The organism is Mycolicibacterium hodleri (assembly GCF_025822245.1).
In the GTDB taxonomy this organism is placed as follows: domain Bacteria; phylum Actinomycetota; class Actinomycetes; order Mycobacteriales; family Mycobacteriaceae; genus Mycobacterium; species Mycobacterium hodleri.
In genome coordinates, this window is sequence record NZ_JACKTL010000033.1 from 57,043 (window position 1) to 83,121 (window position 26,079).

Annotated in this window: 27 protein-coding genes; 21 read left to right on the forward strand and 6 right to left on the reverse strand. The window is 68.5% G+C overall.

All coding sequences use genetic code 11. The features are described from left to right. The first annotated feature begins 1 nt into the window (after position 1). Complete coding sequence (locus H7J06_RS12750; protein WP_264039244.1) at positions 2–241, forward strand: hypothetical protein; 240 nt, start codon at positions 2–4, stop codon at positions 239–241. Here the strand turns inward: H7J06_RS12750 and H7J06_RS12755 are convergent. Beyond that, a complete protein-coding gene (locus H7J06_RS12755; RefSeq protein WP_264039245.1) occupies positions 238–1,890 on the reverse strand; it encodes a diguanylate cyclase domain-containing protein in 1,653 nt (550 codons plus the stop codon). The two genes, H7J06_RS12750 and H7J06_RS12755, sit on opposite strands and share 4 nt — an antisense overlap. Before the next feature lie 118 nt (positions 1,891–2,008). Here H7J06_RS12755 and H7J06_RS12760 point away from each other — a divergent pair, with 118 nt between their 5' ends. Together H7J06_RS12760 and H7J06_RS12765 are read left to right on the forward strand one after the other, a co-directional pair. Beyond that, positions 2,009–2,944 (forward strand): SDR family oxidoreductase, encoded by a 936-nt coding sequence (locus H7J06_RS12760; protein ID WP_264039246.1) that lies wholly within the window; start codon positions 2,009–2,011, stop codon positions 2,942–2,944. Between the two features lie 8 nt (positions 2,945–2,952). Beyond that, a complete protein-coding gene (locus tag H7J06_RS12765) occupies positions 2,953–3,795 on the forward strand; it encodes a helix-turn-helix transcriptional regulator (protein WP_264039247.1) in 843 nt (280 codons plus the stop codon). On the opposite strand, the gene H7J06_RS12770 is transcribed toward H7J06_RS12765, so the two are convergent. Beyond that, positions 3,792–4,730, reverse strand: coding sequence for a D-2-hydroxyacid dehydrogenase family protein (locus H7J06_RS12770; protein WP_264039248.1), 939 nt, complete (start codon positions 4,728–4,730; stop codon positions 3,792–3,794). The genes H7J06_RS12765 and H7J06_RS12770 overlap by 4 nt on opposite strands. A 105-nt stretch (positions 4,731–4,835) precedes the next feature. Here H7J06_RS12770 and budA point away from each other — a divergent pair, with 105 nt between their 5' ends. From budA to H7J06_RS12805, 7 genes are all read left to right on the forward strand, one after another. Then, positions 4,836–5,564 carry an acetolactate decarboxylase gene (budA, locus tag H7J06_RS12775; protein WP_264039250.1) on the forward strand — a complete coding sequence of 243 codons (729 nt, stop codon included), beginning with the start codon at positions 4,836–4,838 and terminating at the stop codon, positions 5,562–5,564. Position 5,565: 1 nt separating this feature from the next. Further along, positions 5,566–7,233, forward strand: coding sequence for an acetolactate synthase AlsS (gene alsS, locus H7J06_RS12780; RefSeq protein ID WP_264039251.1), 1,668 nt, complete (start codon positions 5,566–5,568; stop codon positions 7,231–7,233). Between the two features lie 38 nt (positions 7,234–7,271). Next, complete coding sequence (locus tag H7J06_RS12785) at positions 7,272–7,634, forward strand: cupin domain-containing protein (protein WP_264039252.1); 363 nt, start codon at positions 7,272–7,274, stop codon at positions 7,632–7,634. Positions 7,635–7,645: 11 nt separating this feature from the next. After that, positions 7,646–7,807 carry a hypothetical protein gene (locus tag H7J06_RS12790; protein ID WP_264039253.1) on the forward strand — a complete coding sequence of 54 codons (162 nt, stop codon included), beginning with the start codon at positions 7,646–7,648 and terminating at the stop codon, positions 7,805–7,807. A gap of 72 nt (positions 7,808–7,879) precedes the next feature. Continuing rightward, the gene (locus tag H7J06_RS12795) at positions 7,880–8,071 is read left to right on the forward strand and encodes a hypothetical protein (protein WP_264039254.1); all 192 of its coding nucleotides are present in this window, start codon (positions 7,880–7,882) and stop codon (positions 8,069–8,071) included. 188 nt (positions 8,072–8,259) lie between these two features. Next, entirely contained in the window at positions 8,260–8,907 is a 648-nt protein-coding gene (locus H7J06_RS12800; RefSeq protein WP_264039255.1) for a pyridoxamine 5'-phosphate oxidase family protein, read from the forward strand. A gap of 53 nt (positions 8,908–8,960) precedes the next feature. Beyond that, positions 8,961–9,992, forward strand: coding sequence for a fused (3R)-hydroxyacyl-ACP dehydratase subunits HadA/HadB (locus H7J06_RS12805; RefSeq protein ID WP_264039256.1), 1,032 nt, complete (start codon positions 8,961–8,963; stop codon positions 9,990–9,992). Between the two features lie 4 nt (positions 9,993–9,996). On the opposite strand, the gene pknB is transcribed toward H7J06_RS12805, so the two are convergent. Beyond that, positions 9,997–11,481: a Stk1 family PASTA domain-containing Ser/Thr kinase gene (gene pknB / locus H7J06_RS12810; RefSeq protein WP_264039257.1), complete on the reverse strand. Its 1,485-nt coding sequence runs from the start codon at positions 11,479–11,481 to the stop codon at positions 9,997–9,999. Between the two features lie 192 nt (positions 11,482–11,673). On the opposite strand from pknB, the gene H7J06_RS12815 reads away from it, so the two are divergent. Further along, positions 11,674–12,582, forward strand: coding sequence for an MBL fold metallo-hydrolase (locus tag H7J06_RS12815; RefSeq protein ID WP_264039258.1), 909 nt, complete (start codon positions 11,674–11,676; stop codon positions 12,580–12,582). A gap of 52 nt (positions 12,583–12,634) precedes the next feature. Next, positions 12,635–13,045: an ester cyclase gene (locus H7J06_RS12820; protein ID WP_264039260.1), complete on the forward strand. Its 411-nt coding sequence runs from the start codon at positions 12,635–12,637 to the stop codon at positions 13,043–13,045. 18 nt (positions 13,046–13,063) lie between these two features. On the opposite strand, the gene H7J06_RS12825 is transcribed toward H7J06_RS12820, so the two are convergent. Further along, positions 13,064–13,675: a lysophospholipid acyltransferase family protein gene (locus H7J06_RS12825; protein ID WP_264039261.1), complete on the reverse strand. Its 612-nt coding sequence runs from the start codon at positions 13,673–13,675 to the stop codon at positions 13,064–13,066. Between the two features lie 304 nt (positions 13,676–13,979). Between H7J06_RS12825 and H7J06_RS12830 the strand changes: the two genes are divergently transcribed. The 5 genes from H7J06_RS12830 (at position 13,980) to H7J06_RS12850 (ending at position 19,392) form a co-directional block, all read left to right on the forward strand. After that, complete coding sequence (locus H7J06_RS12830; RefSeq protein ID WP_264039262.1) at positions 13,980–14,459, forward strand: SRPBCC family protein; 480 nt, start codon at positions 13,980–13,982, stop codon at positions 14,457–14,459. Further along, positions 14,449–16,041, forward strand: coding sequence for a phytoene desaturase family protein (locus H7J06_RS12835; protein ID WP_264039263.1), 1,593 nt, complete (start codon positions 14,449–14,451; stop codon positions 16,039–16,041). The genes H7J06_RS12830 and H7J06_RS12835 overlap by 11 nt, the downstream gene beginning before the upstream one ends. Before the next feature lie 73 nt (positions 16,042–16,114). Then, positions 16,115–16,543 (forward strand): pyridoxamine 5'-phosphate oxidase family protein, encoded by a 429-nt coding sequence (locus H7J06_RS12840; RefSeq protein ID WP_264039264.1) that lies wholly within the window; start codon positions 16,115–16,117, stop codon positions 16,541–16,543. 188 nt (positions 16,544–16,731) lie between these two features. Beyond that, positions 16,732–17,877, forward strand: coding sequence for an ATP-binding protein (locus H7J06_RS12845; RefSeq protein ID WP_264039265.1), 1,146 nt, complete (start codon positions 16,732–16,734; stop codon positions 17,875–17,877). A 126-nt stretch (positions 17,878–18,003) separates the two neighbouring features. Then, positions 18,004–19,392: an L-serine ammonia-lyase gene (locus H7J06_RS12850; protein WP_264039266.1), complete on the forward strand. Its 1,389-nt coding sequence runs from the start codon at positions 18,004–18,006 to the stop codon at positions 19,390–19,392. A gap of 24 nt (positions 19,393–19,416) precedes the next feature. On the opposite strand, the gene H7J06_RS12855 is transcribed toward H7J06_RS12850, so the two are convergent. Both H7J06_RS12855 and H7J06_RS12860 read right to left on the reverse strand, forming a co-directional pair. Beyond that, complete coding sequence (locus tag H7J06_RS12855; protein ID WP_372515310.1) at positions 19,417–20,091, reverse strand: GntR family transcriptional regulator; 675 nt, start codon at positions 20,089–20,091, stop codon at positions 19,417–19,419. Positions 20,092–20,187: 96 nt separating this feature from the next. Next, positions 20,188–20,859 carry a GntR family transcriptional regulator gene (locus H7J06_RS12860; protein WP_264039267.1) on the reverse strand — a complete coding sequence of 224 codons (672 nt, stop codon included), beginning with the start codon at positions 20,857–20,859 and terminating at the stop codon, positions 20,188–20,190. A gap of 103 nt (positions 20,860–20,962) precedes the next feature. Here H7J06_RS12860 and H7J06_RS12865 point away from each other — a divergent pair, with 103 nt between their 5' ends. Genes H7J06_RS12865 through H7J06_RS12880 form a run of 4 tightly spaced genes read left to right on the forward strand, consistent with a single transcriptional unit; the run spans position 20,963 to position 25,928 of the window. After that, positions 20,963–22,201: a sarcosine oxidase subunit beta family protein gene (locus tag H7J06_RS12865; RefSeq protein ID WP_264039269.1), complete on the forward strand. Its 1,239-nt coding sequence runs from the start codon at positions 20,963–20,965 to the stop codon at positions 22,199–22,201. 19 nt (positions 22,202–22,220) lie between these two features. Beyond that, positions 22,221–22,496: a sarcosine oxidase subunit delta gene (locus H7J06_RS12870; RefSeq protein WP_264039270.1), complete on the forward strand. Its 276-nt coding sequence runs from the start codon at positions 22,221–22,223 to the stop codon at positions 22,494–22,496. Beyond that, positions 22,493–25,336, forward strand: a complete 2,844-nt coding sequence (locus H7J06_RS12875) for a glycine cleavage T C-terminal barrel domain-containing protein (protein WP_264039271.1) — start codon at positions 22,493–22,495, stop codon at positions 25,334–25,336. The genes H7J06_RS12870 and H7J06_RS12875 overlap by 4 nt, the downstream gene beginning before the upstream one ends. Then, positions 25,329–25,928, forward strand: a complete 600-nt coding sequence (locus tag H7J06_RS12880) for a sarcosine oxidase subunit gamma (RefSeq protein WP_264039272.1) — start codon at positions 25,329–25,331, stop codon at positions 25,926–25,928. The genes H7J06_RS12875 and H7J06_RS12880 overlap by 8 nt, the downstream gene beginning before the upstream one ends. Positions 25,929–26,079 lie beyond the last annotated feature (151 nt).

The window sequence follows — 26,079 nt, forward strand, 5'->3', positions numbered from 1 at the left end:
CGTGCCCAACGGTTTCATCGCGGATCGCTTCGCGCACGACATCGTCACCTTCATGCGCAACTGGGCGCCCTACGGCGGACCGCCTGCCGACGAGGTGCTTGCCGAATTCGGGCTGACCCGGGAGCAACTGGTGACGCGGTATCAGGAGATCATGACGGCGGCGGCCGCTCGGCGCGGACCGGCAGCCCGGCCCGCGCCGGGCGGCTTGACCCGTCCCACACATCGCCCCACCACCGGCTAATTGCAGGTCGTGGCACAGTAATTGGCCAGCACCCGAACGTGGGGGGCAACGGCGTCCAGCTCGTGCCCAGGCCTGGAGAAGATCTCCAACAGGTAACCGCGGTCGGCCGATCGGACCCCGACGGCCAGCACCGCGTGATAACCCAGTTCGGTCAGCAGGGCCGACTCCGCCGGATCACAATCCGGCCGTCCCACCTCCGCGATGAACGCCGCACCGGGGGACGCGATCACCTGGGCCGTCCACGGGTAGTCGGCCACCGCGTAGGCGGTGCCGGCGTCGATCTTGCGTAACTTCGCCAAGCCGGAGTACTCGTCGAGCACGCTGTCGACGCCACGGATGGTGCGGATCGTTCCGCCGTCAACCGTGGTGTCCGATATCGCCCAGGCGGCCGCGTCGACGGTGTTGTGTACTTGCATCGCAAGGACTTCCAGTGCGGCGACGACCTCAAGCGGTGCGTGCTCGTCAAGGATCGACAGCACCCGGGGAACCAGTAGGTCGATCGCGGCCCCCACGCCGTCGGACTGGGTGGTGCGTCGACTCGGACTGGCCACCGCGGGGCGGTCCACCCCGACGTTGAAGCGTCCCGGCCCCAGCCGCTTGGCGTCGAGCAGCGCGGCGTCGGCGGCGCACAGCAGATCCTGCCCCGAAACGGTATGCGGCCCAGAGACTGTCGCACCCCAGCTGAGGGTGACGTCGGTGCCCAGAATCCGTCGGACGCGATGGCTGGTCTCACTGGCGACACGTTCGGCCGCCTCCAACGTGCAGTTCGGCATCAGGACGCAGAACTCGTCACCGCCCAGGCGCACCGCCGTGGCGTCGCTCGTCGACGACGCGACCTCGCCGAGAACCGCGCCGACCTCGCGAAGCAACGCATCGCCAGCGGGATGGCCGTCCCGGTCGTTGACGGTCTTGAACCCGTCGAGGTCACCAACCAGCAGCGCAGCGGGCGTCGTCGTCCAGTCCACGTCGTCGAACAGCCGCTCGAGCTCGCGCCGGTTGGCCAGCCCGGTCAGGGGATCCTGGTGCGCGAATCGCCACACCGTGCTGAACAACTCCGAGCGACCGATCGCCACCGCGGCGTGCGCGGCGATGGCCTGCAGCAGCTGGACGTCGTCCGGACCGAATCGGCGTCCGTCGACGCCGGACGCCCACAGCTCGCCCCACATGACGTCCTCGTACATGATCGGTACCGCGAGTTCGCTCTGCTTGCCGATGCTGCGCAGCCACGCCGCCTCGGTGGGGTTGGCGGCCTCGTCGTCGAGGGAGAACACGTAGGGCTGACCGTGCCGCAGCAGCGACATGACCGGGCCGTCCTCGCTCACGTCGTAGATCTCGGCTTCCGGCCACCGCTTCTCGCCGGGGCCCAGTCCGCCGACGTTGATCAGCGTGCGAACGTCGGTGTCGGGCTCCCATCGGCTGATGGATACCGACGCCGCGCCGAGCGCCACCTGCGCTTGCTCGGCGATGACCTCCAGGGCCTCGTCGAAGTAGTTGGCCCGCAGCACGGCGTGGGAGATCCGCAAAAGGGCACGCAAAACCGGCGCGTCGGCCATGTCGATCTCGGGATCCGACGCGCCCGCCCGCACTTCTCTCCCCGCGACCGGCGACGCGTTCAACGCCCGCCGCCGCTGCAACGCCCAATCCGGCACCCGCACCCCTCCGCAAACCGCCCCTTGCGAACCACGGATCCTACAGTCGGCACCTGGGTGCTTAGCCACGGATCTTCTGACCCTGGCTGTCGCCCCCCGCGACATGTCGAATGAGGGCATGAGCCCAGACGAAGTAGACGTACCGAACCTGTCCGGGCGGCTGGCCGTCGTCACCGGGGCCAGCGACGGGCTTGGACTGCACCTGGCCCGCCGACTTGCCCAGGCCGGCGCGGAGGTCGTCATGCCGGTCCGCAACCACGCCAAGGGCGCGGAGGCGGTGGCGGCGATCAGACGGGCGGTTCCCACCGCCGCCGTGTCGACCCGCCCACTTGATCTGTCCTCGCTGCAGTCGGTGGGCGACCTGGCCGAGTCACTGCTCGCCGAGGACCGTCCCATTCACATCCTGGTGAACAACGCCGGGGTCATGACGCCGCCGCAACGACGCGGGACGGTGGACGGATTCGAGGTGCAGTTCGCGACGAATCACCTCGGTCACTTCGCCCTGGTGGGCCGGATCCTGCCACTGCTGCGCCGGGGGGCCGCCCGGGTGACCACCCAATCCAGCGTCGCCGCCGCGCAACACGGCGTTCACTGGGAGGACCTGCAGTGGGAGCGCGACTATTCGACGGGCAAGTCCTACTCGTCGTCGAAGATCGCGGTGTCGCTGTTCGGCATGGAACTCGACCGTCGCAGCCGAGCGGGCGGGTGGGGAATCAGCAGCAACGTCGCCCACCCGGGGGTGGCAGCCACCAATCTGCTCGCCGCGCAGCCGGAACTGGGCCGCGAGAGTGACGGCCTCTCGGTGCGCGTGATCCGCACCCTCGCCCGGCTCGGGGTGCTGGGCACCGCGGAGACGGGGATGCTGCCCGCGCTCCACGCGGCGACCAGTCCCGACGCCGGCGGAGGGAAGTTCTACGGTCCCAACGGCTTCCGACAGCTGCGTGGCCGGCCCGCCGAGCAGCCGCCGTACCCGAACGTGGCAGACGGGGCGGCGGCGGCACGGATCTGGTCGGTCTCCGAGGATCTCACCGGCGTGCGCTTCCCGACGGGTTGACTGTGACCATGGACCGTGAACAGTTGGCCGACTTCCTGCGGAGCCGGCGCGAGGCGCTGCAACCCGAGGACGTCGGGCTCGGGCGGGGTCGGCGGCGGCGCACCGCAGGGCTGCGTCGCGAGGAGGTCGCCGCTCTGAGTGACATGTCGGCCGACTACTACAGCCGCCTCGAACAGCAACGCGGACCGCGGCCGTCGACGTCGATGCTGGCCGCGCTCGCCCGCGGTCTCCGGCTTTCCCTCGACGAACGCGACCACCTCTTCGCCCTGGCCGGGTTCGCCGCCCCGTCGCGGGCCGCGAGCGTCGACTACGTCGGCCCCGGCTTGATGCGGATCTTCGACCGGCTGAACGACGTTCCCGCCGAGATCGTCACCGCGCTGGGCGAAACGTTGGCCCAGACCCCGGCCGCGGTCGCGCTGACGGGTGACCTGACCAGCTACACCGGGCTCCACCGCAGCATCGGCTACCGCTGGTTCGCCGATCCCCACGGGCGGGACCGCTACCGTCCCGAGGACCACGATCGGCTCTCGCGCGGATTCACCGCCGGTCTGCGCGCGGCCCATACGAACCCCGCGACGCGGGACCGCGCGGTCGTGTATCGCGACGCGCTCCTCGAACGCAGTCCCGAATTCACCGAGCTGTGGCGCCGACACGAGATCGTCGTCGCCCACGAGCAACACAAGCACATCGTGCATCCCGAACTAGGCGAGCTGGAGTTGCAGTGCCAGGTGCTGACCGATCCCGACGGGGGTCACTCGCTGCTCGTCTACACCGCCACTCCCGGCACGCCGAGCCACGACAACCTGGCGCTGCTCGGCGTCATCGGCGGGCAGTTGCCCCGCCGGAGCTAGTCTTCCGTCGTATTGTCGAGCCACTCGGTGATGCGCGCGACCGCGTCACCATAGAAGGTGCGGTACAGCTCCTCCTCGACGTACCCGATGTGCGGTGTGACCAACGCGTTGGGCAGTGAGCGCAACGGATGGTCGGTAGGCAGGGGTTCGGTGTCGAAGACGTCCAGCGCGGCGCCACCGATCGATCGGGTCGTCAGCGCCTCGATCAGCGCAGCCTCGTCGACGATCGGACCTCGCGAGGTGTTCACCACCCAGGACGTCGGCTTCATCAGCGCGAGTTCGTCGGCGCCGACGAGACCGCGGGACCGGTCACCGAGCTTGAGGTGGACGGTCAAGGTGTCGGATTGCCGGAACAGTTCGTCCTTCGACACCAGCGTCGCCCCGGCCTCCTCCGCCGTGGCGGCGTCCAGGTTCTGGCTCCACGCCACGACGTTCATCCCGAAGGTGGCGCCGATGCGGGCAATCTCCGTGCCGATGTTGCCGAGACCCAGGACGCCGAGGGTTTGGCCGCGCAGTTGCCGACCGACCGTGGTCTGCCAGCCGCCGGCGCGGACGGAGCCGCACTCGTCGACGAGATGACGGGCACTGGCCATGATCAGGGCCCAGGTCAGTTCGACGGTCGAGGTGGGGTCGTAGCCGGTGTCGGTGACGACGACGTCGCAGTCGGCCGCGGCGTCGTAGTCGATCGACGCGTTGCCAGGACCGGTCGAGGCGATGAGCTTGAGCCGGGGCAGGCGTTCGATGACCTCTCGCGGCAGCGGCGTGCGCTCCCTCATCACGCAGACGACGTCGAACGATTCGAGCCGGTTCACCAGGTCGTCCTGATCGGCGAGGTGGTCGGCGAACACGGTGATCTCGGCGCGACGTTCGAGGGCCGACCAATCGGCCATGGCCAGCGCGACGTCCTGATAGTCGTCCACGATTGCGATCTTCACGTCGAGGACATACCCGCAATCCGCCGTGCCATACCGGCTAGCCCCCACCGGGGGTTGGGGGCTACCGTCGACGCCCCGCGCCGGGCCCTCGACCAGAGTTGAGCCATGGCACCGGACACCCCCGAACCGAACGAGATCTACCAGACCGCGACGATGGAGGCGCTCCTCGACGGCGTCTACGACGGTGACGTCACGATCCGGGAACTGTTGACTCACGGCGACTTTGGGCTCGGCACCTTCAACGGTCTCGACGGCGAGATGCTGATGCTCGACTCGGTGTGCTACCAGCTTCGCTCCGACGGCAGTGCCACCAAGGCCAACCCCGACGAATTGGTCCCCTTCGCCGTGGTCACCCGGTTCCGGCCGCAACGGACCATCGAGGTGACCGAGGAGTCCGATCGCGCGGCCGTCACCGCCCTCGTCGACGCCAGCGTGGGAAGCGACAACCTGATGGTCGCGGTCCGCATCCGCGGCGAGTTCGCGTCCGTGCGCACCCGCACCGTCAGCAAGCAGGAAGCCCCGTACCCGCCGTTCACCGAGGCCACCCGCGACCAGGGCGAGGCCACCATGACCGACGTGTCGGGCACGCTCGGCGGGTTCCGGATGCCGCAGTGGGTGCAGGGCATCTCGGTGGCCGGCTACCACGCCCACTTCCTGGACGCCGACCAGGCGCGGGGAGGGCACGCGCTCGACTACCGCTTGCTTCGCGGCACCGTCGAGGTGGGCGTGTGCTCCGATCTTCACCTCAGCCTGCCCCGGACACCGCAGTTCGAGGCGGCCAACCTCTCCGACGACGACGCCGACGGACAGATCCGTCGCACAGAAGGGCAATGAGATGAGCTCTCCCTCAACACGTTCCGCGCAGGGCATGGTCGACACACTGTCCGCCTACGGCGTTCAGTTCATCTTCGGCATCCCCGGCGCCAAGATCGATTCGGTATTCGACGCACTCGACGACGGCGGACCGCAGCTGATCGTGTGCCGCCACGAGCAGAACGCCGCGTTCATGGCCGCCGCCGTCGGCCGTCTCACCGGCACCCCTGGTGTCGCACTGGTGACCTCCGGCCCAGGAACGACGAACCTGGCCACCGGCCTGGTGACCGCGAACACCGAGCAGGACCCGATGATCGCCATCTGCGGGGCCGTCGGGCGCGCCGATCGACTCAAGCGCACGCACCAGTCGATGAACGCCGCCGCGATGCTCGCCTCGGTCACCAAGTACACCGGCGAAGTCACCCACCCCGACAACGCGGCCGAGGCAGTGGCCAACGCGTTCCGGGCCGCCACCACGGTGCCCCGCGGAGCCGCCGCAGTGGTGATCCCGTCGGACGTGGCCGCCGAGCCGACCGCCGCGGTGGTCACCCCCGTCCCCGTGGCACCACTGGGAGCCGCACCGGCCGAACGGGTTTCGCATGCGGCCGACCTGATCCGCGGCGCCCACCGACCGGTCCTCCTGGTCGGGATGCGCGGTGGCGATCCCCGGGCCTGTGCGGCGATCCGGGACCTGCTCGCCGTCACCGACCTCCCGGTGGTCGAGACGTTCCAGGCCGCCGGTGTCGTCTCGCGCGATCTCGAGAGTCACTACGTCGGCCGGGTGGGCCTGTTCCGCAACCAACCGGGTGACGTTCTCCTCGACGAGGCCGACGTCCTCCTGACGGTGGGCTACGACCCCGTCGAGTACGACCCCAAGCTGTGGAACTCCGATCCGGCTCGCGTCGTGATCCACCTCGACGAGATCGCCGCGGACGTCGACGTGCACTACCAACCGGCACTCGAACTTCGTGGCGACGTCGAGGCCACCCTGCGCGCCCTCATCCCCGAACTGTCGGGCCTTCGCCTGTCCGAGTCGGCGGCTGCGTCCGTCGAGGAGAAGCGCGCCGCCCTGGCCGCCATCGACGAGGCCGCCGCGACGCACGCGGACACCGAGGTCGGGGTCAACCCGGCAGCATTGGTACTCAAGATCCGCGACCTCGTCGACGACGACGCCACGGTCGCCTGCGACATCGGGTCGAACTACATCTACGCCGCCCGGCACCTTCGCGCCTACGAGCCCCGTCGGCTGCTGTTCTCCAACGGTCAACAGACCCTCGGGGTGGCCCTGCCGTGGGCCATGGCGGCCGCCCTGGTGCGGCCGGGCACCCAGGTGGTGTCGATCTCCGGCGACGGCGGATTCCTCTTCAGCGCACAGGAATTGGAGACCGCGACCCGATTGGGGCTCAGCTTCACCCACGTGATCATGCGCGACAACACCTACGACATGGTCGGCTTCCAGGAGGAGCTGAAGTACGGCCGGACGTCGGGCGTGCAACTGGCCGACTACGACGTCACCCAGTACGCGGCGGCATTCGGAGCCACCGGTGTCCGCGTGAGCGGCCTGGCCGACTTCGAGACTGCCTTCAAGGAGTCGCTGGGCACCCCCGGCGTGACCATCATCGACGTCTGCGTCGACTACCGCTCCAACACCGATCTCGCCAAGCAACTCCACGACGACGTCCTGGAATAGCGTTACCCATCATCATCCGATCGAAGGAAGGGTCAGCCATGATTCGCGCGTACCGCCTCTACACCGGTCCTGACGGCAACTCCCACGTCGAGCGCGGCAGCATCACCGGCGGACAGTTGGTCGACGCCGAGTCGATCGAGTTCAAGGAAACGGCACCGCATTCCTCGCTCGACTGGCACAACGATCCGATCCCGCAGTACGTCATCACGCTGTCCGGCGTGCTGGAGTTCACGACGGTCGGTGGCGAGTCGTTCACGATCCACCCGGGCGACGTCCTCTTGGCCGTCGACCACACCGGTACCGGTCACGAATGGAGGCTGGTCGACGACGCACCGTGGAAGCGCGCGTACGTGGTGTTCAAGACGGGCGCCGACACCCATTTCGTGCCCGATCCGGCCTGACGCCGACAACCGTGCCCGGACGCGCCGTCACCCTCGACACCCTCGGGGCCTGGGTGATCAAGTGCAACCCCAGCAAGACCGACGTCGAGCCGATGCGTGCGGCCGGTGAGACCAAGCCGTCCTGGTGCGTCGCCGACAACTACCGGACCCGGCTCATTCGCCCCGACCAGTAGGTCCTGTTCTGGGTGTCCGCCCACCCTCGACGCGGCTTCTGGGGATCCGGTCGGGTCACGGGAGCAGTCACGATGGAGGACGGTCAGCTACATGTTCCCGTCCACATTCCGTTGTTCGCCGAACCGTTGACCGCCGCGGAGCTGAGCCCCATTGTGGGCCTCGGCTCGATGGAGGTCTTCCGCTCGCCGCAGCAAGCCAACCCGTCCTGGGTGAGCACCCACGAGCTCGCACTCGTCGAACGGCTGCTGGCCTCTCGGCGGTGACCGGGCGTGCCTTCGGGCCCGGTTGCCGCCGCGCGTCCCCGCGCTTCCTCCGCGCTTCCCCCGGTGCGACATAAACGGTGGCGACGACACGCCGCTGGACGCCGCCACTGCTTATGTCTCACGAGTGTGTCGGAATCCGGCCATGGACTGCACAATTACTACGTCCAGGCCCCCGAAGGGAGACACCGGTGAGCAAGCACTACGGCGCCATCGCGTTCACCGACGCCGTCGTCGACGTCCAGCGCGAGCACGGCAGCGACGGCTTCTACGGCCGCAAACGCGTGCAGGGCAAGGCCGTTCCCGGGATCGACGCGCTCACCGACGACGAGCGGGAGTATCTCGCCGAACGGGACGGCTTCTATCTGGCCTCCGTCAGCGAGACGGGATGGCCGTACGTCCAGTTCCGCGGTGGCCCTCCGGGTTTCCTGCGCGTCGTCGACGACCACACCATCGGCTGGGCCGACTTCCGGGGCAACCTGCAATACATCACCACCGGCAACGTCGGTGGCGACGACAGAGTCGCGCTGATCGTCCTCGACTACGCCCAGCGGCGCCGGCTGAAGATATTCGGCCATGCCCGCGTCGTCACGGTCGCCGACGACGCGGCCCTCGTCGAGAGCTTCGCCGACCCCGGCTACGCCGCCGACGTGGAGCGCGCCGTCCTGGTCACCGTCGAGGCCTTCGACTGGAACTGCCAGCAGCACATCACCCCGCGGTTCAGCGCCGCCGAGCTCGAACCACACCTCGCCCCGTTGCGGCGTCAGCTGGCGGACCTGCAGGCCGAGAATGCACGACTCCGCGAGGGACTCGAAGGCGGCGAGCCGCCCGCCCGTTAGTGTGCAATGGTCGGCCCCCAGCGAACTGACCGATAGAAAAGATGAGCACATCCATGACCGCAACAGCAGAAACCTCGGAGCTCGAATCCCGAGTCGGCCACCATTACCAGGCGGACGGCACCTACCTCGTCGGCCGCGAAAAGGTGCGTGAGTTCGCCCGTGCGGTGCAGAACTACCACCCCGCGCACTGGGACGTCGCCGCTGCCGCGCAACTGGGCTTCCCGGATCTGGTCGCCCCGCTGACGTTCACGTCGACCCCCGCAATGGCCTGCAACCAGCGGATGTTCGAGTCCGTGGTCATCGGATACGACATGTACCTCCAGACCGAAGAGGTCTTCGAGCAGCACCGGCCGATCGTGGCAGGTGACGAGCTGACGGTCGACGTCGAGCTCACGTCGGTCCGGCGGATTGCCGGTCGGGACCTGATCACCGTCACCAACACGTTCACCGATGCCGAGGGCGAGCGCGTCCACACCCTGCACACCACCGTCGTCGGCGTCACCGGCGAGGACGTCGACCCGGCGATCAGGCCGGCGATCCAGGGCGTGATGATGCACGACGTCAACCTCCTCGGGGTCGACGAGTCCGGCGCCACCTACGAGAAGACCGTGCGGCCCGACGGCGAGGCTCGAATCTCCGAGGGAGGTGTCAGCCGCACGCCGACGACGCCGTCCTTCGACGAGGTGACGGTCGGCGACGAGCTTCCGGTGCATCACGCCCGGCTGTCCCGCGGTGACCTGGTGAACTACGCGGGGGTGTCCGGCGACGCCAATCCGTTGCACTGGGACGAGGACATCGCCAAGCTGGCCGGGCAACCCGACGTGATCGCCCACGGCATGCTCACCATGGGTTTGGGCGCCGGCTTCGGCTCTGCGTGGCTGGGCGATCCCGCGGCGATCACCCGCTACGCGATCAGGCTCTCCCAGCCCGCGATCGTCTCCGCCGCCAGTGGCGCGGACATCGAGTTCGGTGGCCGGATCAAGTCGCTGGATCCGGCCACCCGCACCGGTGTCGTCATCGTCACCGCCAAGTCGGCCGGCAGGAAGATCTTCGGTCTGGCCACGCTCGAGGTCCGCTTCCGCTGACGCCTCAGGGGGTGCCCGCGACGGGGCCCGAGCCCATCACGACGGTGATGACGGCCGTGCTCTCGGCACGCCGCCGCGCAGGCGGATTGGTGGCCAACACGCGGTCCGTCATCTCCGGGGACGACGGCAGCGACGCCTGGCGGAACCCCCGGAAGCCCGCATTCGTCAGAACGCGTATGGCGTCGGCGTAGGTCAGCGCCGCCACGTCGGGAACCTCCAGCTGGGCACCGTCGGGCCGGTCGGGGCCGGGACCCGTCGAGGCCTCGATGGTGATCTCGGAGCCCGCGGCCACGGCAGTCCCTGCCACCGGGTCGGTGTCGATGACGTGGTCGACGGGCACCGTCGGATGCACCCTCTTCTCGACGCGAGTGCTCAGACCACGGTCGTGCAGGACGGCGATGGCGTCGGCGACCGTTCGACCCCGCACGTCGAGGAGCGCCTCGTCGGTCGAGCCGACCGTGCCGAGGCCGACTGCGACCACCGCCGCTGCCGCGACGAGCACCGTCACCATGCCGATTGCCATCAGCCGTCGAGACCGGGGACGCCTGCTTCCCGGTGCGGCCCCGTCCGGCGCCACCATCGTGCGAAGCTCGGCCACGGGCAACGGCGACGTGGAGTCGGCCGGCCGTCGTGCGGCCGCATAGGGGACGTCTCCGTTCTGGAGGCGGATCAGGTCGACGCGCATGTCCGCGGCCGACTGATAGCGCTCGTCGGGATCCTTGGCCATCGCCTTGGCCACCACCGCGTCGAAGGCCGGCGTGAGGTCGCCGTTGCGGCGCGAGGGCGCACCCGGATCCTGGTGGACGTGCTGGTAGACGATCGCCACGGGTGAGTCACCGCTGAAAGGCGCTTGGCCGGTGGCCATTTCGTACAACACGCAGCCCACCGAGTAGACGTCGGAGCGGGCGTCGACCGGGCCACCGCGAGCTTGTTCGGGCGACAGGTAGTGGGCGGTTCCCATCACGGCACCGGTCCGAGTGATGCCACCGTCCCCGTCGGCGAGCGCTCGGGCGATGCCGAAGTCGACCACCTTCACGGCACCGTCCTTGGTCAGCATGATGTTGGCCGGCTTGACGTCTCGGTGGATCACCCCGTGTCGATGGCTGAACTCCAGCGCCTCGCACACGTCCGCGATCACCGAGACCGCTCGCCGCGGAGTCATCGCACCGCGGTCGCGGACGACGTCGCGCAACGTCGGACCGTCGACGTACTCCATCACGATGTACAGAGGAGAACCGGTTGCCGTCTCCCCCACACCGGTGTCGTACACGGCCGCGATGCCACGGTGGTTCAGGCCGGCCGTCTTTTGCGCTTCCCGACGGAACCGCGCACCGACACTGGCGTCGTCGGCCAGGTCCGCGTGCAGCACCTTGACCGCCACGTCGCGATCCAGCCGCAGGTCGCGGGCCAGGTGCACTTCCGACATGCCACCGACACCCACGAGCTCCCGCAGTTCGTAGCGATCGGCGAAGCGTCGTGGCGCGCTCATGGCCGCATCACGACGGACGTCGTGTCGGGCGTTGCAGTGGTGCCACCCGTCGATCCTGACACGCGCCGTCTCGGACCTCTCCTCGATTGCCATTCAACGGATGAATCCCGTCGCCGTGCGGCGTTCGACGGGGCAGACGGGTCACCTGGAATCCGTCCCCTCGAGCGTTCTGCAAGGAGTAGGTACACGAGTTTGGTCGACGTCTCACATTCCCGTTCGGCGGCAGCCGACGAGTTGGTCCCATCGCGGTATGCGGTTCAGGTCGGCGACGTCGACGTGATGGTGATCAGTGACGGTATGTTGCCGATCACCGCTTCCACGCTGGCCACCAACGTCGCCCCCGCCGACCTGACGGCGTGGCTCAAGGACATGTACCTGCCTCCGGAGATCACGGACTGGCCGCTGAACGTCGCGGTGGTACGCAGTGCCGACAAGACGATCCTCGTCGATTCCGGTCTGGGATCGGAGTTTCCGGGCTTCCCGCGCGCCGGGCAGTTGTCGATGCGTCTGGACGCCGCGGGGATCGATCCGGCATCCGTGACCGACGTGGTGCTCACCCACCTGCACATGGACCACATCGGTGGCTTGCTCGTCGACGGTCTGAGGGGCCGGCTGCGCACCGACCTGCGGGTCCACGTGGCAGCCGCCGAGGCGGACTTCTGGGCGGCGCCGGACTTCTCCCGCACCGTGATGCCGGCCCCCATTCCCGAGGTGCTCCGGTCGACCGCCTCCCGCTTCCTCGACGTGTACCGCGGTCAGCTACGAACGTTCGAGACCGAGTACGAGGTGGCGCCCGGGGTTCTGATTCGCCGCACCGGTGGTCACACGCCGGGCCACAGCATCGTCCGCGTCGAGTCCGGCGGCGAGGCGTTGACGTTCGCCGGCGACGCGGTGTTCCAGCCAGGCTTCGAAAACCCCAACTGGCAGAACGGGTTCGAACACGATCCAGAGGAGTCGACCCGGGTGCGGGTCCGACTGCTGACAGAGCTTGCCGCGACGGGTGAGCAGTTGGTCGCCACCCACCTGCCGTTCCCGTCACTGTGTCACGTGGCCGAGGCGGGCAACGCCTTCCGCTTCGTGCCGACCGTGTGGGATTACTGAGTCCGAAACCGCTGGGAAACACGAATACTCGGCGTTCGCCTAGTCTTGCCGAATGGCGAGCACGCGCGACGACTACGAATCGCTCTACCGGGCGTACCTCGAACTGTGCAACGCGCACGACTTCGAGGGCATGACGGCGTTCTACACGCCGACGATCAAGGTCAACGACGCTCCGATGGAACCGGATTCGGTCGTCAAGCAGTTCGCTCCGCTGGTGGCGGGGTTCCCCGACTGGAAGTGGGAGGTACGCAGCCTCCTGGTCGACGGCGACCTCCTCGCACTGCACTTCTGGGTGGGAGGAACCCACCTGGGCACCTTCCGCGGGATCGAGGCGACCGGCCGGCGGGTTCGGATGTCGGAGTTCACGCTGTACCGAGTCGAAGGCGACAAGTTCGCCGAGGTGTGGGACGTCTCGGACATGGAATCGCTGATGGCGCAGATCTCGTCGACGGCGGATCGGTAGTCACCGCCTGCCGAGGTGTCACCGACCGCCGTCGGGCGGAGGCTCCAGCGTCGTGATGCGCAGGTGCACCTCGTCGAGCAGCTCGGGGACCGACGCGAAGTCGTCGGGATCGATGGGCTGGCCGAAGATCACGTAGACCGAGTGCCCGAGGTCGGGCAGCTTCTTGCCGACCGGCAGGACGCGGTTGGCGTTCACCAGACGAACCGGGATGATCGGCACGCCCGTGCGCTTGGAAAGCACCGCGACGCCCGGCCGGTACGGTACGACTTCCCCTGGCAGCATGCACTTCTGCTCGGGAAAGATCCCCACCAGCGCGCCGTCGAGTAGCGCCTGCGTCGCGCTTTCCATCGCCTGCTTCCCGGACTCCGAATCTCTACGGACGACGGGGATCTGGCCAAGCACTTCGACGAGCCAACGGGTCAGCGGCGACTTCCACAGCTCCGCCATCGCCATCGCGATCGCCTCCCGACGCAGTGCCGCGAGGATGAACAGCACGTCGATCATCGACGTGTGATTGGCGGCCAAGAGCACCGCACCCTTGGCTGGCACCACGTCGGCATTCACGATCGTGGTTCGAACGACACGCGTGAAGCCCAACGTCCACAACACCAGCCGGATGGACCAGGTCACCACCCAGGCTCGTCGTCCGAGCCCACGTGACCGGGGTCGCCTCCACCGTCGGGTCACTCGACTCCCCCTCCGCGGTCGTGCACTCGTCGCCGGCACCGGGCGTGCGCCCCAGTCAACCTCGTGGCACGAGTTCCGGCTGTGGTGACAGCGCTGGTTGATCACGTGCAGCCCGTCAATGAATGATGACGATCGTCAACGGATGATGACGGGCTTGAACTCGTCCCCAACTGGAGAAGGCCGAGCTGTCCACGGGTTTGGCCACCCCGTCGGCGGGTACGACAGTCGCTGACCCTGAGGAGCCTCCATGACCCATCACCCGCCGGAATCCAAGAGTCAACTCACCGTCAAGCGTGAGACGACGGCCAGTCGGCAACGGGTGTGGGACGTCATCGCCGACGGCTGGACCTACTCGCAGTGGGTGGTCGGCAACAGTCGCATGCGTGCGGTGTCCCCGGACTGGCCTGCGGTGGGCAGCATCATCCACCACTCCGTGGGCGTATGGCCGCTGCTGCTCGACGACCAAACCGAGGTGCTGGAGTGCGTGCCCCAGGAGCAATTGGTGCTGCTGGCCAAGGGAAGGCCTTTTGGCAAGGCGCGGATCACGTTGCGGCTCTTCGACGTCGGCGGCGGCTGCCGCATCGAAATGGCCGAGGTGCCCGTGGGAATGCCGATGGGCTGGGTGCCGAGCCGGGTGGCCCTCGCGGCTGCCATCCCGCGCAACCGGGAGTGCACCTGGCGACTGGCGGCGCTCGCCGAACGCCGGGCGTCCGACGATGACGAGTAGCGCCGTCGACGCGGTGGTGATCGGCGCCGGGCACAACGGATTGGTCGCCGCGGCCCTCCTGGCCGACGCCGGCTGGGACGTGCTGGTCCTCGAGGCGCAGCCCGAGCCGGGCGGGGCGGTCAAGAGCGCCGAGGTGACGCCGGGGTACGTGAGCGATCTCTACAGCGCCTTCTACCCGCTCTCGGTCGCCTCACCCGCGTTGCGCGAGCTGAATCTCGAGGACCACGGCCTGCGGTGGACGCACGCCCCGGCGGTCGTCGGGCATCCCAGGAACGCCGCCGACACCGACGCACCGGTGATCCATCGCGACGTCGACCGCACCGCAAGGGAATTGGATCGGCATCATCCGGGCGACGGGCAGCGGTGGTGCGACCTGTTCGAGCAGTGGCAGCAGATCAAAGAGCCGTTGTTGGAGACGCTGTTCGCGCCCTTTCCGCCGCTGCGCGGTCCGCTGAGCCTCCTGCGCGGATTGGGCACCGCGGAGGCGCTGCGGCTGGTGCACCTCCTGCTGATGCCAGCCGGGGTGATGGCGGACCACCTGTTCGACGGGGACGCCGCCCAGCTGCTGCTATTGGGCAACGCGATGCATGCCGACGTCCCGATCGACGCCCCGGCCAGCGGCGTCATGGGGTTCCTGCTCATCATGATGGCGCAGGACGGCGGATTCCCAGTGCCGGTCGGCGGTGCTGGCGAGTTGACCGCGGCGCTGGTCCGCCGAGCCGAGTCAGCCGGGGCACGGGTCGAGTGCGGCAGGCCCGTCGCCTCGATCGAGCTGAGCGGTGACCGCGCCACCGCCGTTCGCACCGCCGACGGGGCGACCATCAGGTGCCGCCGGGCCGTCGTCGCCGACACGTCGGCACCGCAGCTCTACCAGCGGTTGTTGCCGTCCGACGCGCTGCCCGCGTCGATCCGACGCGGACTCGACCGATTCGTCTGGGACACACCAGTTCTGAAGATCAATTACGCCCTCGACGCGAAGATCCCCTGGAGGTCGACGAACCTGGCCGACGCCGGTACCGTCCATCTGGGCGCCGACCACGACGGGCTGATTCGGTGGATGGCCGATCTGAACACCCGGACCCTGCCCGAGAACCCGTTCATGTTGTTCGGGCAGATGACGACGGCGGATCCGACGCGGTCCGCCGCCGGCACCGAAAGCGCCTGGGCGTACACCCATCTCCCACGCGGGCTCGCCGACGACGACTCCGCCGACCGCCTCGCCACACGGGTCGACGACGTCCTGGAGCGGCACGCGCCGGGGTTCGCCGCCCACGTCGTCGGCAAGACGACGCAACGCCCGTCGGATCTCCAGGCGAGTGACGCCAACCTGCACACGGGCGCCGTCAACGGCGGCACCTCACAGTTGTTTCAGCAGCTCGTCTTTCGTCCGGCGCCGGGCTTCGGCCGGGCGGAGACCCCGCTTCAGAACGTGTTCCTCGGAAGCGCGGGCGCCTCCCCCGGCGGTGGCGTGCACGGCGTCTGCGGGCGCAACGCGGCTCGGGCCGCCCTGGCCGCGGACGGTGCCACCGGCTGGCCGAGGCGCCGGCTCAACCGGGCGGTGACCCGACTTCTGGTGCGCTGAGCCCAGCATCGTGCGCAGGAGCCGTAGGCGTCCGAGGGAATAGTGTGCGCCAGTTCACGTGTTGGGTCCGACCATGAGGCCCTTCACCGAAGATGAACGACGCCGGTTCCTAGAAGATAAGCGAGTCGGCGTGTTGTCGGTGGCGGCCGACAACGGCCGACCGCCCGCGAGCGTCCCGATCTGGTACGACTACACCCCCGACGGCCACATCCGAATCAACACCGGGACGGGTTCGCGCAAGAGCCGACTGATCGAGCAAGCCGGTGTCGTGACGCTGGTCGTGCAGCGCGAAGAGCCGCCATACCAGTACGCGGTCGTCGAAGGCACGGTCGTCGACACCACCACCCCGGCGCCGCTCGAGGTGCGGGAGGCCATCGCCATCCGCTACCTCGGCGAGGAGGGCGGGCGAGCCTTCATCGAGGGGATGGGTGACACGCCGAACACCCTCTTCACCGTGCGGCCCGACCGCTGGATCACCGCGGACTTCTCGGGCGACGTGTAGCGGCCGACGCTCAGCCCTACCGCAACGCCTCGACGACGCGGGCGCCGACCAGGTCGACGACGTCGTCGGTCATGGCGGTCGACAACGCGAGCAGCCCGTTGGTGGCGCTGGTCATTGCCGAGTAGGTTCGCGTTGTCGTATCGGTGCGTATAGTCACTCCTGATCTATACGACTCGATACGGAGAGCTGTGCTGCCAAGTCCATACTCCCCCGGCGCGGTACCCGTCTACCTCGCGGGCCGCGGCACCGAACTCGAGACCATCCGTACCCGCTTGGCGCGCACCCGAATGCTGGGCCGCTCCGGCGGGCCGTTGCTGGCGTTCTACGGATCCCGCGGCCTCGGGAAGACCTCGTTGCTCCGGGCAGCCCAACGCGAGGCCGCCGAGGCGGGCTACCTCACGGTGTGGGTCACCGGCCGCGACGACGTGGCACTTGCTCCGGACTTGGCGGCGTCGTTGACCGAGGAGATCGGCCGCCGGTCGACGGGTCAGAAGGCCAAGGGGCTCCTGCAGAACCTCGCCAAGGTCCAGGTCGAGGTGGGACTTCCGGGCGCGAAGGTGGGCGTCGCGGCCGACCGGACCCGCGTGACGGCTGCCGTCGAACGCAACCTCGCCGACGCCGGCAGGTTCGCCCGCCAGCACGATCATCACGGACTCGCGGTGTTCGTCGACGAGTTCCAGGAGGCCCAACTGGCCGACCGGCGGTCTCTCCTCATCGCGCTTCAACACTTCGACGGCGCCCCGGAGGGCTACCCGGTGGCCATCATCGCCGCGGGGTTGCCCTCCCTGCTCGGCGCGGTCCCGGAGGCCGCGACCTTCGGGGAACGCACCGACTTCGTCGAGATCGGCCTGCTCGGCGAGGTCGCGGTGGCCGAGGCGTTGCGGCTGCCGGCCCAGGAACTCGGGGTGTCGTGGTCCGACGGGGCCGTCCTCGCGGCCATCGAGGCCGCCGCGGGCTATCCCCACCGCGTCCAGCTGATCGGCGACGCCGCGTGGGAAGCGGGGCGACCGCAGCGGGGCGACGTCGTCGAAGAATCTCACGTGCGGCTTGGCGCCGAGCGCGCCGACCAGCGGATGGCAGCGGTGTTCCGCAGCCGGATGGCCAAGATCAACCCGGAGCAGCGTCGCGTCGTCACCGCCATGGCCGAACTTGGCGACCGACCCGTGTCGCGGGCGGCCCTCGCCGGCCGCCTCGGCATCTCCTCCGAGGCGCTGAGCCGGCCGCGGCAGGAGCTCATCGACCGGGGACTGATCGAGTCGGCGGGTCGCGGTCTGCTCCGCTTCACCATTCCCGGCTTCGCGGGCTTCCTGCGCGCCCACCCCGATCTCGACTGACCCCGGTCGGACCGTCGTCGGCGCAGTAATATATCAACTGGTGATCACCCCATCTGTTGCTTCTCGTCGTCCGGCGGAGTCGGATGACCACAGGACGCATCACCGGCAACTCAGAAGGGCCGTCTCATGACGATCAGCGTGTTCGAACTGTTCTCGATCGGCATCGGACCGTCGAGTTCGCACACGGTGGGACCGATGCGAGCCGCGGCACGATTCGTCACCGACCTGGCGACCCTCGGCGCGCTCGGCGCCACCGCCGACGTCCGCGTCGACCTCTACGGTTCGCTGGCCGCCACGGGCGCCGGGCACGGCACGATGACGGCGATCCTGCTCGGCCTGCAGGGCCTCGTTCCCGAGGAGCTCGAGACCGAGGAGATGGAGCGGCGCATCGACGCGATGCGTGCCACCGGCCGCATCGCCCTGGGCGGCACCCACGAGATCGCACTCACCGAGGACGACTTCGTCCTGCGGCCCCTGACGATGCTGCCGTTCCATCCGAATGCCCTGACGATCACCGCCCGCGACGGCGCCGACGCCGAGCTGCATCGCGAGACCTACTTCTCCGTCGGCGGAGGTTTCGTCGTCACCGAGGCCGAGAGCCGCGAGACCGCGTCGGGCCAGGTCGACCGTCACCCCTCGAGCTTCGGCTCCGCCAAGCAGCTACTCGAGCTGTGCCACGAGAAGGGCTGCAAGATAAGCGATCTCATGCTCGAGATCGAGAGCGCCACCCGTCCGGAAGCGGAGATCAGAGCGCGCCTCCTCCACATCCGCGACGTCATGGTGGAGTGCGAACAGCGCGGTGTCCGGCGGGGCGGCAACCTGCCGGGCGCGCTGCAAGTCCGCCGCCGCGCCAAGGACTGGTTCGAGCGCCTCGAGGAGGAGGATCCCGAGCGGAGTCCCGAGTTCGCCGAAGACTGGGTGAACCTGGTGGCCCTTGCGGTCAACGAGGAGAACGCCTCCGGTGGACGCATCGTCACCGCTCCCACCAATGGCGCCGCGGGGATCGTGCCCGCGGTGCTGCATTACGCCATGCACTACACCCCCGCAGGCAGGCGCGACCGCGACGAGACCACGATCCGCTTCCTGCTCGCCGCCGGCGCGATCGGCTCGCTCTACAAGGAACGCGCGTCTATCTCGGGTGCCGAGGTCGGCTGCCAGGGCGAAGTCGGTTCGGCGGCGTCCATGGCGGCGGCCGGCCTTGCCGAAACCTTGGGCGGCACAACCGAACAGGTAGAGAACGCCGCCGAGATCGCCATGGAGCACAGCCTCGGGCTGACGTGCGATCCGATCGAGGGGCTCGTCCAAATCCCGTGTATCGAGCGCAATGCCATCTCGGCCGGCAAGGCCATCAATGCGGCCCGGATGGCGCTGCGCGGCGACGGCACTCACCGTGTCAGCCTGGACCAGGTCATCGAGACGATGCGGACCACCGGTGCCGACATGCATTCGAAGTACAAGGAGACCTCGACCGGCGGCCTTGCTGTCAACGTGCCGGTCAACTACGTCGAGTGCTGAACGTCGTGGTCGCGTCGGACGAGATCAGATGACGGCGCGCACCGACTCCTCGAACCCGGTGACGTGCTCGAGTGCGATCGCCGCGGCCGCGTCTCCGTCGGCGGCGGCGATGGCCCTCAGGAGCCGTGCGTGTTCTCCCACGTGCGTGGCCACGGTCGGCAGCCGATCCAGGAACAGGCAGAAGATGCGGGTCGCGAGGTTGTCGTACCGCACGAGGACGTCTTCGAGATGGGGGTTCCCCGCGGCCCGGTAGACCGCGCGGTGGACCACCAGGTCCCACCGCATCAGTTCGTCGGAGTCGATCCCGGCGACGTCGAGCGCATCGGTGTCGTCGGCCAAACGTGAAAGTTGCTCTCTGGTGGCCGGACTCGCCGCCTCAGCGGCCGTCCGTGCCGCCACGGGTTCGAGGTTCACCCTGATCTGCGAGATGTGCCGGAGGTCGGCGACGTCGACCCCGGTGGCGAAGGTGCCCCGGCGCGGATACGACACGACAAGTCGGTCGACTTCCAGCCGCTTGAGGGCCTCTCTGACGGGGGTCCTCCCGAATTGCAGTTCGGCCGCCAGGGCGCTTTCGACGATCGCCTCGTTGGGGCGGATGTCGAGCATGATCAGCTTGTCGCGGATGGCGAGGTAGGCGCGATCGGCGAAGGACGTGCTCTCGGGGTCGGCCTCCGGCTGCCCCGAGTTCAGCATGGCCAAGGTCACGATCCTCTCGACGACGACGTCTCGCACTCGGCAGCCCAGCCGATCGTGCCGTGCCGATGATATATCAGTCGGCGGGGGCCAAGGCGGGCGTCAGAGCAGCGCGCGAATCTCCCGTTCGAAGCCCGTGACGTGGGCCAGCGTGAGGTCGGCCGCGGCCGTCTCGTCACCCGCGACGATCGCCTCGAGCAGGGCGGCATGCTCTCGCACGTGGCTCGCGACGTCGGGCAGGCGATCCAGGAACAGGCACCAGATCCGCGTCGCATGGCCGTCGAGGGTGATCAGGATCTGCTCGAGGTGCGGGTTGCCCGACGCGCGATAGATCTCCCGGTGCACGTAGACGTCGCGGCGCAACACCTCACGCGGATCGTCACCGTCGTCGATGGTGGCGATGCTCCGCGCCAGGGCCTCGAGACGCGCGCGTGCCTCGGCGGATGCCGTGCGGGCGGCCCTGGCGGCCGCGGTGGGCTCGAGTTGCTTGCGAATCTCGGAGATGTCCGCAAGGTCGGTGAGGTCGACCGCGGTGGCGAACGTGCCTCGCCGGGGGTAGGCGACGACGAGACGGTCGCGTTCCAGACGCTTGACCGCCTCGCGCACCGGCGTGCGGCCGAAGCCCAGTTCCGATGAAATCCGGTCGTCGTTGATGGGTTCACCGGGACGGATGTCGAGCATCACGAGGCGCTCGCGGATCACCTCGTACGCCCGGTCGGCATTGGTCTCGACGCCCAGGTCGACGCCGTCGGTCGAGTAGTCCGACACGGTCATCGACGCCTCTTTCGTTGATCTGTTGACGCGAACGCGTTTTGATCCTAGCCTCATCGCTAACTGATATACCAGTATTCGTGCAATCGGATTCCAGAAAGGCCCGATGACGACCCCGACCGCGCCGCCCGGTGCACACCTCCCGGAGCATCCCGAATTCCTCTGGCGCACACCGACACCGAAGAAGACCTACGACGTCGTCATCGTCGGCGGCGGAGGCCACGGGCTGGCCACGGCGCACTACCTCGCGAAGAACCATGGCATCACCAACGTCGCCGTGCTGGAACGTGGCTGGCTCGCCGGCGGAAACATGGCCCGCAACACCACCCTGATCCGATCGAACTACCTGTGGGACGAGAGCACCCGCATCTACGAGCACGCACTCAAGCTGTGGGAAGGGCTCGAGGACGACCTGGACTACCCGATTCTGTTCAAGCAGTGTGGCGTGCTCAACCTCGCCCACAGCCTGCAGGACGTGCGCGACAGCGTGCGACGGGTCGAGGCCAACAAACTCAACGGCGTCGACGCCCACTGGGTCGACCCCGACGAGGTCAAGAAGCTATGCCCGATCGTCAACGTGTCCAACGACATTCGCTATCCCATCATGGGCGCGACCTATCAACCGCGGGCCGGCATCGCCAAGCATGACTACGTCGCATGGGGCTTCGCCCGTCGCGCCGACCAGGCGGGCGTCGACGTCATCCAGAACTGCGAGGTGACCGGATTCGTCACCGACGGCGACCGAGTCACCGGGGTGCGGACCACCCAGGGTGACATCGGCGCAGGCCAGGTCGCGTTGTGCGCAGCCGGGCACACCTCGACGCTGACCGACATGCTCGGCATCCGCACCCCGCTGCAGAGCCATCCCCTTCAGGCCCTGGTCTCCGAACTGCTGGAGCCCGTGCATCCGACCATCGTCATGTCGAATGCCGTGCACGTCTACGTGTCCCAGGCACACAAGGGCGAATTGGTGATGGGCGCCGGCGTCGATTCCTACAACGGATACGGCCAGCGCGGGGCATTCCACATCATCGAACGCCAGATGGCCGCCGCCGTCGAGTTGTTCCCCGTCTTCGCCCGCGCCCACCTGTTGCGCACCTGGGCCGGCATCGTCGACACCAGTCCCGACGCCTCTCCGATCGTCGGCCGCACGCCCTACGAGAACCTGTACGTGAATGCCGGTTGGGGTACGGGCGGGTTCAAGGCGACGCCGGGCATCGGGTGGTGTCTGGCCGACACCATCGCCAACGACGAACCACACGAGTTCATCGCTCCGTTCGGCCTCGACCGGTTCGTCAGCGGTGCGCTGGTCGACGAACACGGCGCCGCCGCCGTCGCGCACTGATCACCCACAGGAGCAGAACATGCAACTCATCGAATGTCCTTGGTGCGGAACGCGTGAGGAGACCGAGTTCCATTACGGCGGGGAAGCCCACGTCCCCTACCCCGACGACCCGCAGGCGCTGACCGACGAGGAATGGGCACGCTACGTGTTCTTCCGCACGAACCCCAAGGGGCTCTTCGCGGAGCGTTGGAGCCACAGCGCGGGCTGCCGCCGCTGGTTCAACGCCGTCCGCGACACGGCCACCTACCGATTCCAAGGCGTGTACCGACCCGGCGAGCAGAGGCCCACCCCATGACCGCGCCCTTCCGTACCGAACGCGGCGGCCGCGTCGACCGCACCACCACCCACACCTTCGTCTTCAACGACCGGGAATTGACCGGGCACGCCGGCGACACGCTCGCATCGGCTCTGTTGGCCAACGGAATTCACCAGGTGACCACCAGCATCAAGCTGGGGCGACCCAGGGGCTTCACCGCGGCGTGGGCCGAGGACACCGGCGGCCTGGTGCAGATCGAGTACCCGTTCCCCGAGCCCATGCTGTTGGCCACCACCGTCGAACTCTTCGACGGGCTTGCCGCCCGGGGCATTCCGGGTCAGGGTCGCCTCGCCGAGATCGCCGACACCGCGACGTACGACGCCACGCACGCCCACGCCGACGTCCTGGTCGTCGGGGCGGGCCCGGCTGGACTGTCCGCCGCACTGACCGCAGCCCGGTCGGGAGCGCGGGTCGTGCTCCTCGACGAGCAGAGCGAAGCCGGAGGCGCATTGCTGGGCAGCGCCGACACGGTGGCCGGCAGGCCCGCGCTGGAGTGGGTCGACGACGCCATGGCAGAACTGGCCACCTTCCCGGACCTCCTGCATCTGCAGCGCACCACCGCCTTCGGGCACTACGACGACGGCTTCGTCCTGGCGTTGCAACGCCGCACGGATCACCTGGGCGTCGACGCGCCGGCGGCTGTTAGCAGACAACGGGTCTGGCGGATCCGAGCCCGTCGGATCGTGGTCGCCACGGGCGCCCACGAGCGTCCGATCGTGTTCACCGACAACGACCGGCCCGGCATCATGCTGGCCAGCGGCGCACGGACCTTCCTGCACCGCTACGGCGTCAAGGTCGGCGAGCAGGCCGTCGTGTTCACCACCAACGACAGCGCCTACCGCACGGCCTTCGACCTGCAGGACGCCGGCGTGCGGATCAACGCCGTCGTCGACGCGAGGACGGACCTCTCGCCAGACCTGCTCGAGGAGTGCACGTCTCGCGACGTCACCGTGCATCTTGGCTCGGTGGTCACGGGCACGCGGGGCGAGGGGCGCGTCACCCACGTGGACGTCTCGGGCGTCGACGACCCGGTGGCCTGCGACGTGCTGCTGGTCAGCGGTGGCTGGAATCCGGCGGTACACCTGTACAGCCAAGTGCGCGGCAAGCTGCGCTACGACGACGCGCTCGGCGCCTTCGTACCCGACGAGCAGCTCGACGGAGTCGACGTCGTCGGCGCGGCGACCGGAGTCTTCGACCTGCCGGGCTGCCTGCGCGGTGGGCGCCAAGCCGCCGAATCTGCTTTGACTTCACTCGGTTTCGACGCCGCGCCGAAAGCGCTACCGGGTGAGTCGGATGCCGTTCGGACACCGGGGCCGAGCCTGGTCCTGTGGTACGTCCCCGCCCCTGCCGCGGCCACCCGTCAGTTCGTCGACCTTCAGCGCGACGCCACGGTCGCCGATCTGGTCCGGGCGGTGGGCGCGGGCATGCGCTCGATGGAGCACGTCAAGCGCTACACCACCATCGGAACCGCGCACGACCAAGGCAAGACCTCCGGCGTCGTCGCGTCGGGCATCACGGCCGCACTGCTCGGCAGCCGGCCGGAAGACCTGGGGGTCACCACCTTCCGGCCGCCCTACACGCCGGTCGCCTTCGCCGCATTGGCCGGCCGCAACCGGGGCCACATGTTCGATCCGGAGCGGGTCACCGCCGTGCACGACTGGCACGTCACCCGGGGTGCGGTATTCGAGGACGTGGGCCAGTGGAAGCGCCCTCGCTACTACCCGTTACCGGGCGAAGACATGGACGCCGCCGTCCTTCGCGAATGTGCCGCCACGCGAGGCGGAGTCGGCATTCTCGACGGATCCACCCTCGGCAAGATCGACGTTCAGGGTGCGGACGCCGGTCAGTTCCTCGACCTTCTATACACCAACCTGATGAGCAGTCTCAAGGTTGGGATGATCCGGTACGGCGTGATGTGCGGCGTCGACGGCATGGTCATCGACGACGGAACCGTCATGCGCCTCGCGGAGGACCGCTTCCAGGTGTTCACCACCACCGGTGGCGCGGCCCACATCCTGGATTGGATGGAGGAGTGGTTGCAGACCGAATGGCCACACCTACGGGTGCGGTTGACCTCGGTGACCGAGCAGTGGCACACCTTCCCCGTCGTTGGCCCCAAGTCCAGGGACGTGATCGGCGCGGTGTTCACCGATCTCGACGTCGGCAACGACGCGTTCCCGTTCATGGCGTGGCGCGACACCACCCTCGACGGGGTGCACGTCCGGGTCGGTCGCGTCAGCTTCTCCGGCGAACTGGCCTACGAGGTCAACGTGATGGGCTGGCACGCAACCGCGGTGTGGGAGAGGCTCGTCGAGGCCGGTGAGCGTCACGGGATCACGCCGTACGGCACCGAGACGATGCACGTGCTGCGCGCCGAGAAGGGCTATCCCATCATCGGCCAGGACACCGACGGCACCATCACCCCGCAGGACCTCGGCATGAACTGGGTGGTGTCGAAGAAGAAGGTCGACTTCATCGGCAAGCGCTCCTTTACGCGCAGCGAGAACCTCAACCCGCTACGCAAGCAGTTCGTCGGACTGCTCCCGGTCGACGCCGAGACGGTGTTGCCCGAGGGCGCGCAGATCATCGAGCCCAGCGAGGACGGCGAGCTGCCTCCGCCACCGGTGCCGATGCTCGGACACGTCACGTCGAGCTACCGCAGCGCAGAGCTGGGCCGTCCGTTCGCACTCGCCCTGGTGAAGGGCGGCCACGCCCGCATCGGCGACACCCTGAGTGTCCCGGTCAACGGAACCCTGGTGGCGGTCGAGGTCACCGGTTCCGTTCTCGTCGACCCCGAAGGAGCCCGCCGCGATGGCTGACAGCCTCATCCGACACAGCCCCCTCGAAGGCTTCGCACCACGGTTTGCACACATGCCGGAATCGGGTGCCGCCCAGGAGGAACCGTTCGTTGCGATGGTGGACCTGTGGGTCGACCCGTCCAGTCCCGGTGCCTCGGCGGCCGCACGGGCCCTCGGCGTCACCGCGTTGCCCGACACCGCGTCGACGACGGCCACGGCTGCCGACACCACGGTGATCTGGTTCGGGCCCGACGAGTGGCTGGTCACCTCGACCACCAAGGCCCCCGAGGAGTTGGAGTCCCGGTTGCGCGACGCGGTGGTCGAGCACGGCGGGGCCGCGGTCGACGTGTCGGCGCAACGGACCACCGTGCGGCTGCGCGGCGCCCATGCTCGAGACGTCCTGGCGAAGGGCTGCTCGATCGACCTGCACCCCAGCGTGTTCGGGCCCGGGACCGCGGTGCAGACGATGCTGGGGCAAGCCGCGGTCGTGCTGATGCCGTTGTCCGACAACGGGACCGACTACCGAATCCTGGTTCGGTCGTCCTTCGCCCGCTACCTGGCGGAGTGGTTGATCGACGGCGCCGAGGAGTTCGGCGTCGACTGGTCGCGCTGAGGGCCCACGCCTTCACTCCCGCTCGGCGTCGTCACGCGCTCTTCGCCTTGGGGTGGGTATGCCCGCCTCTGAGCGAATTGGTTTTCGTCCCGAGTTCTCCTGTGTCACCTGCGTTTCAGGTGTCGCAGGTGCGGATTTCTTGTCGGTGGGT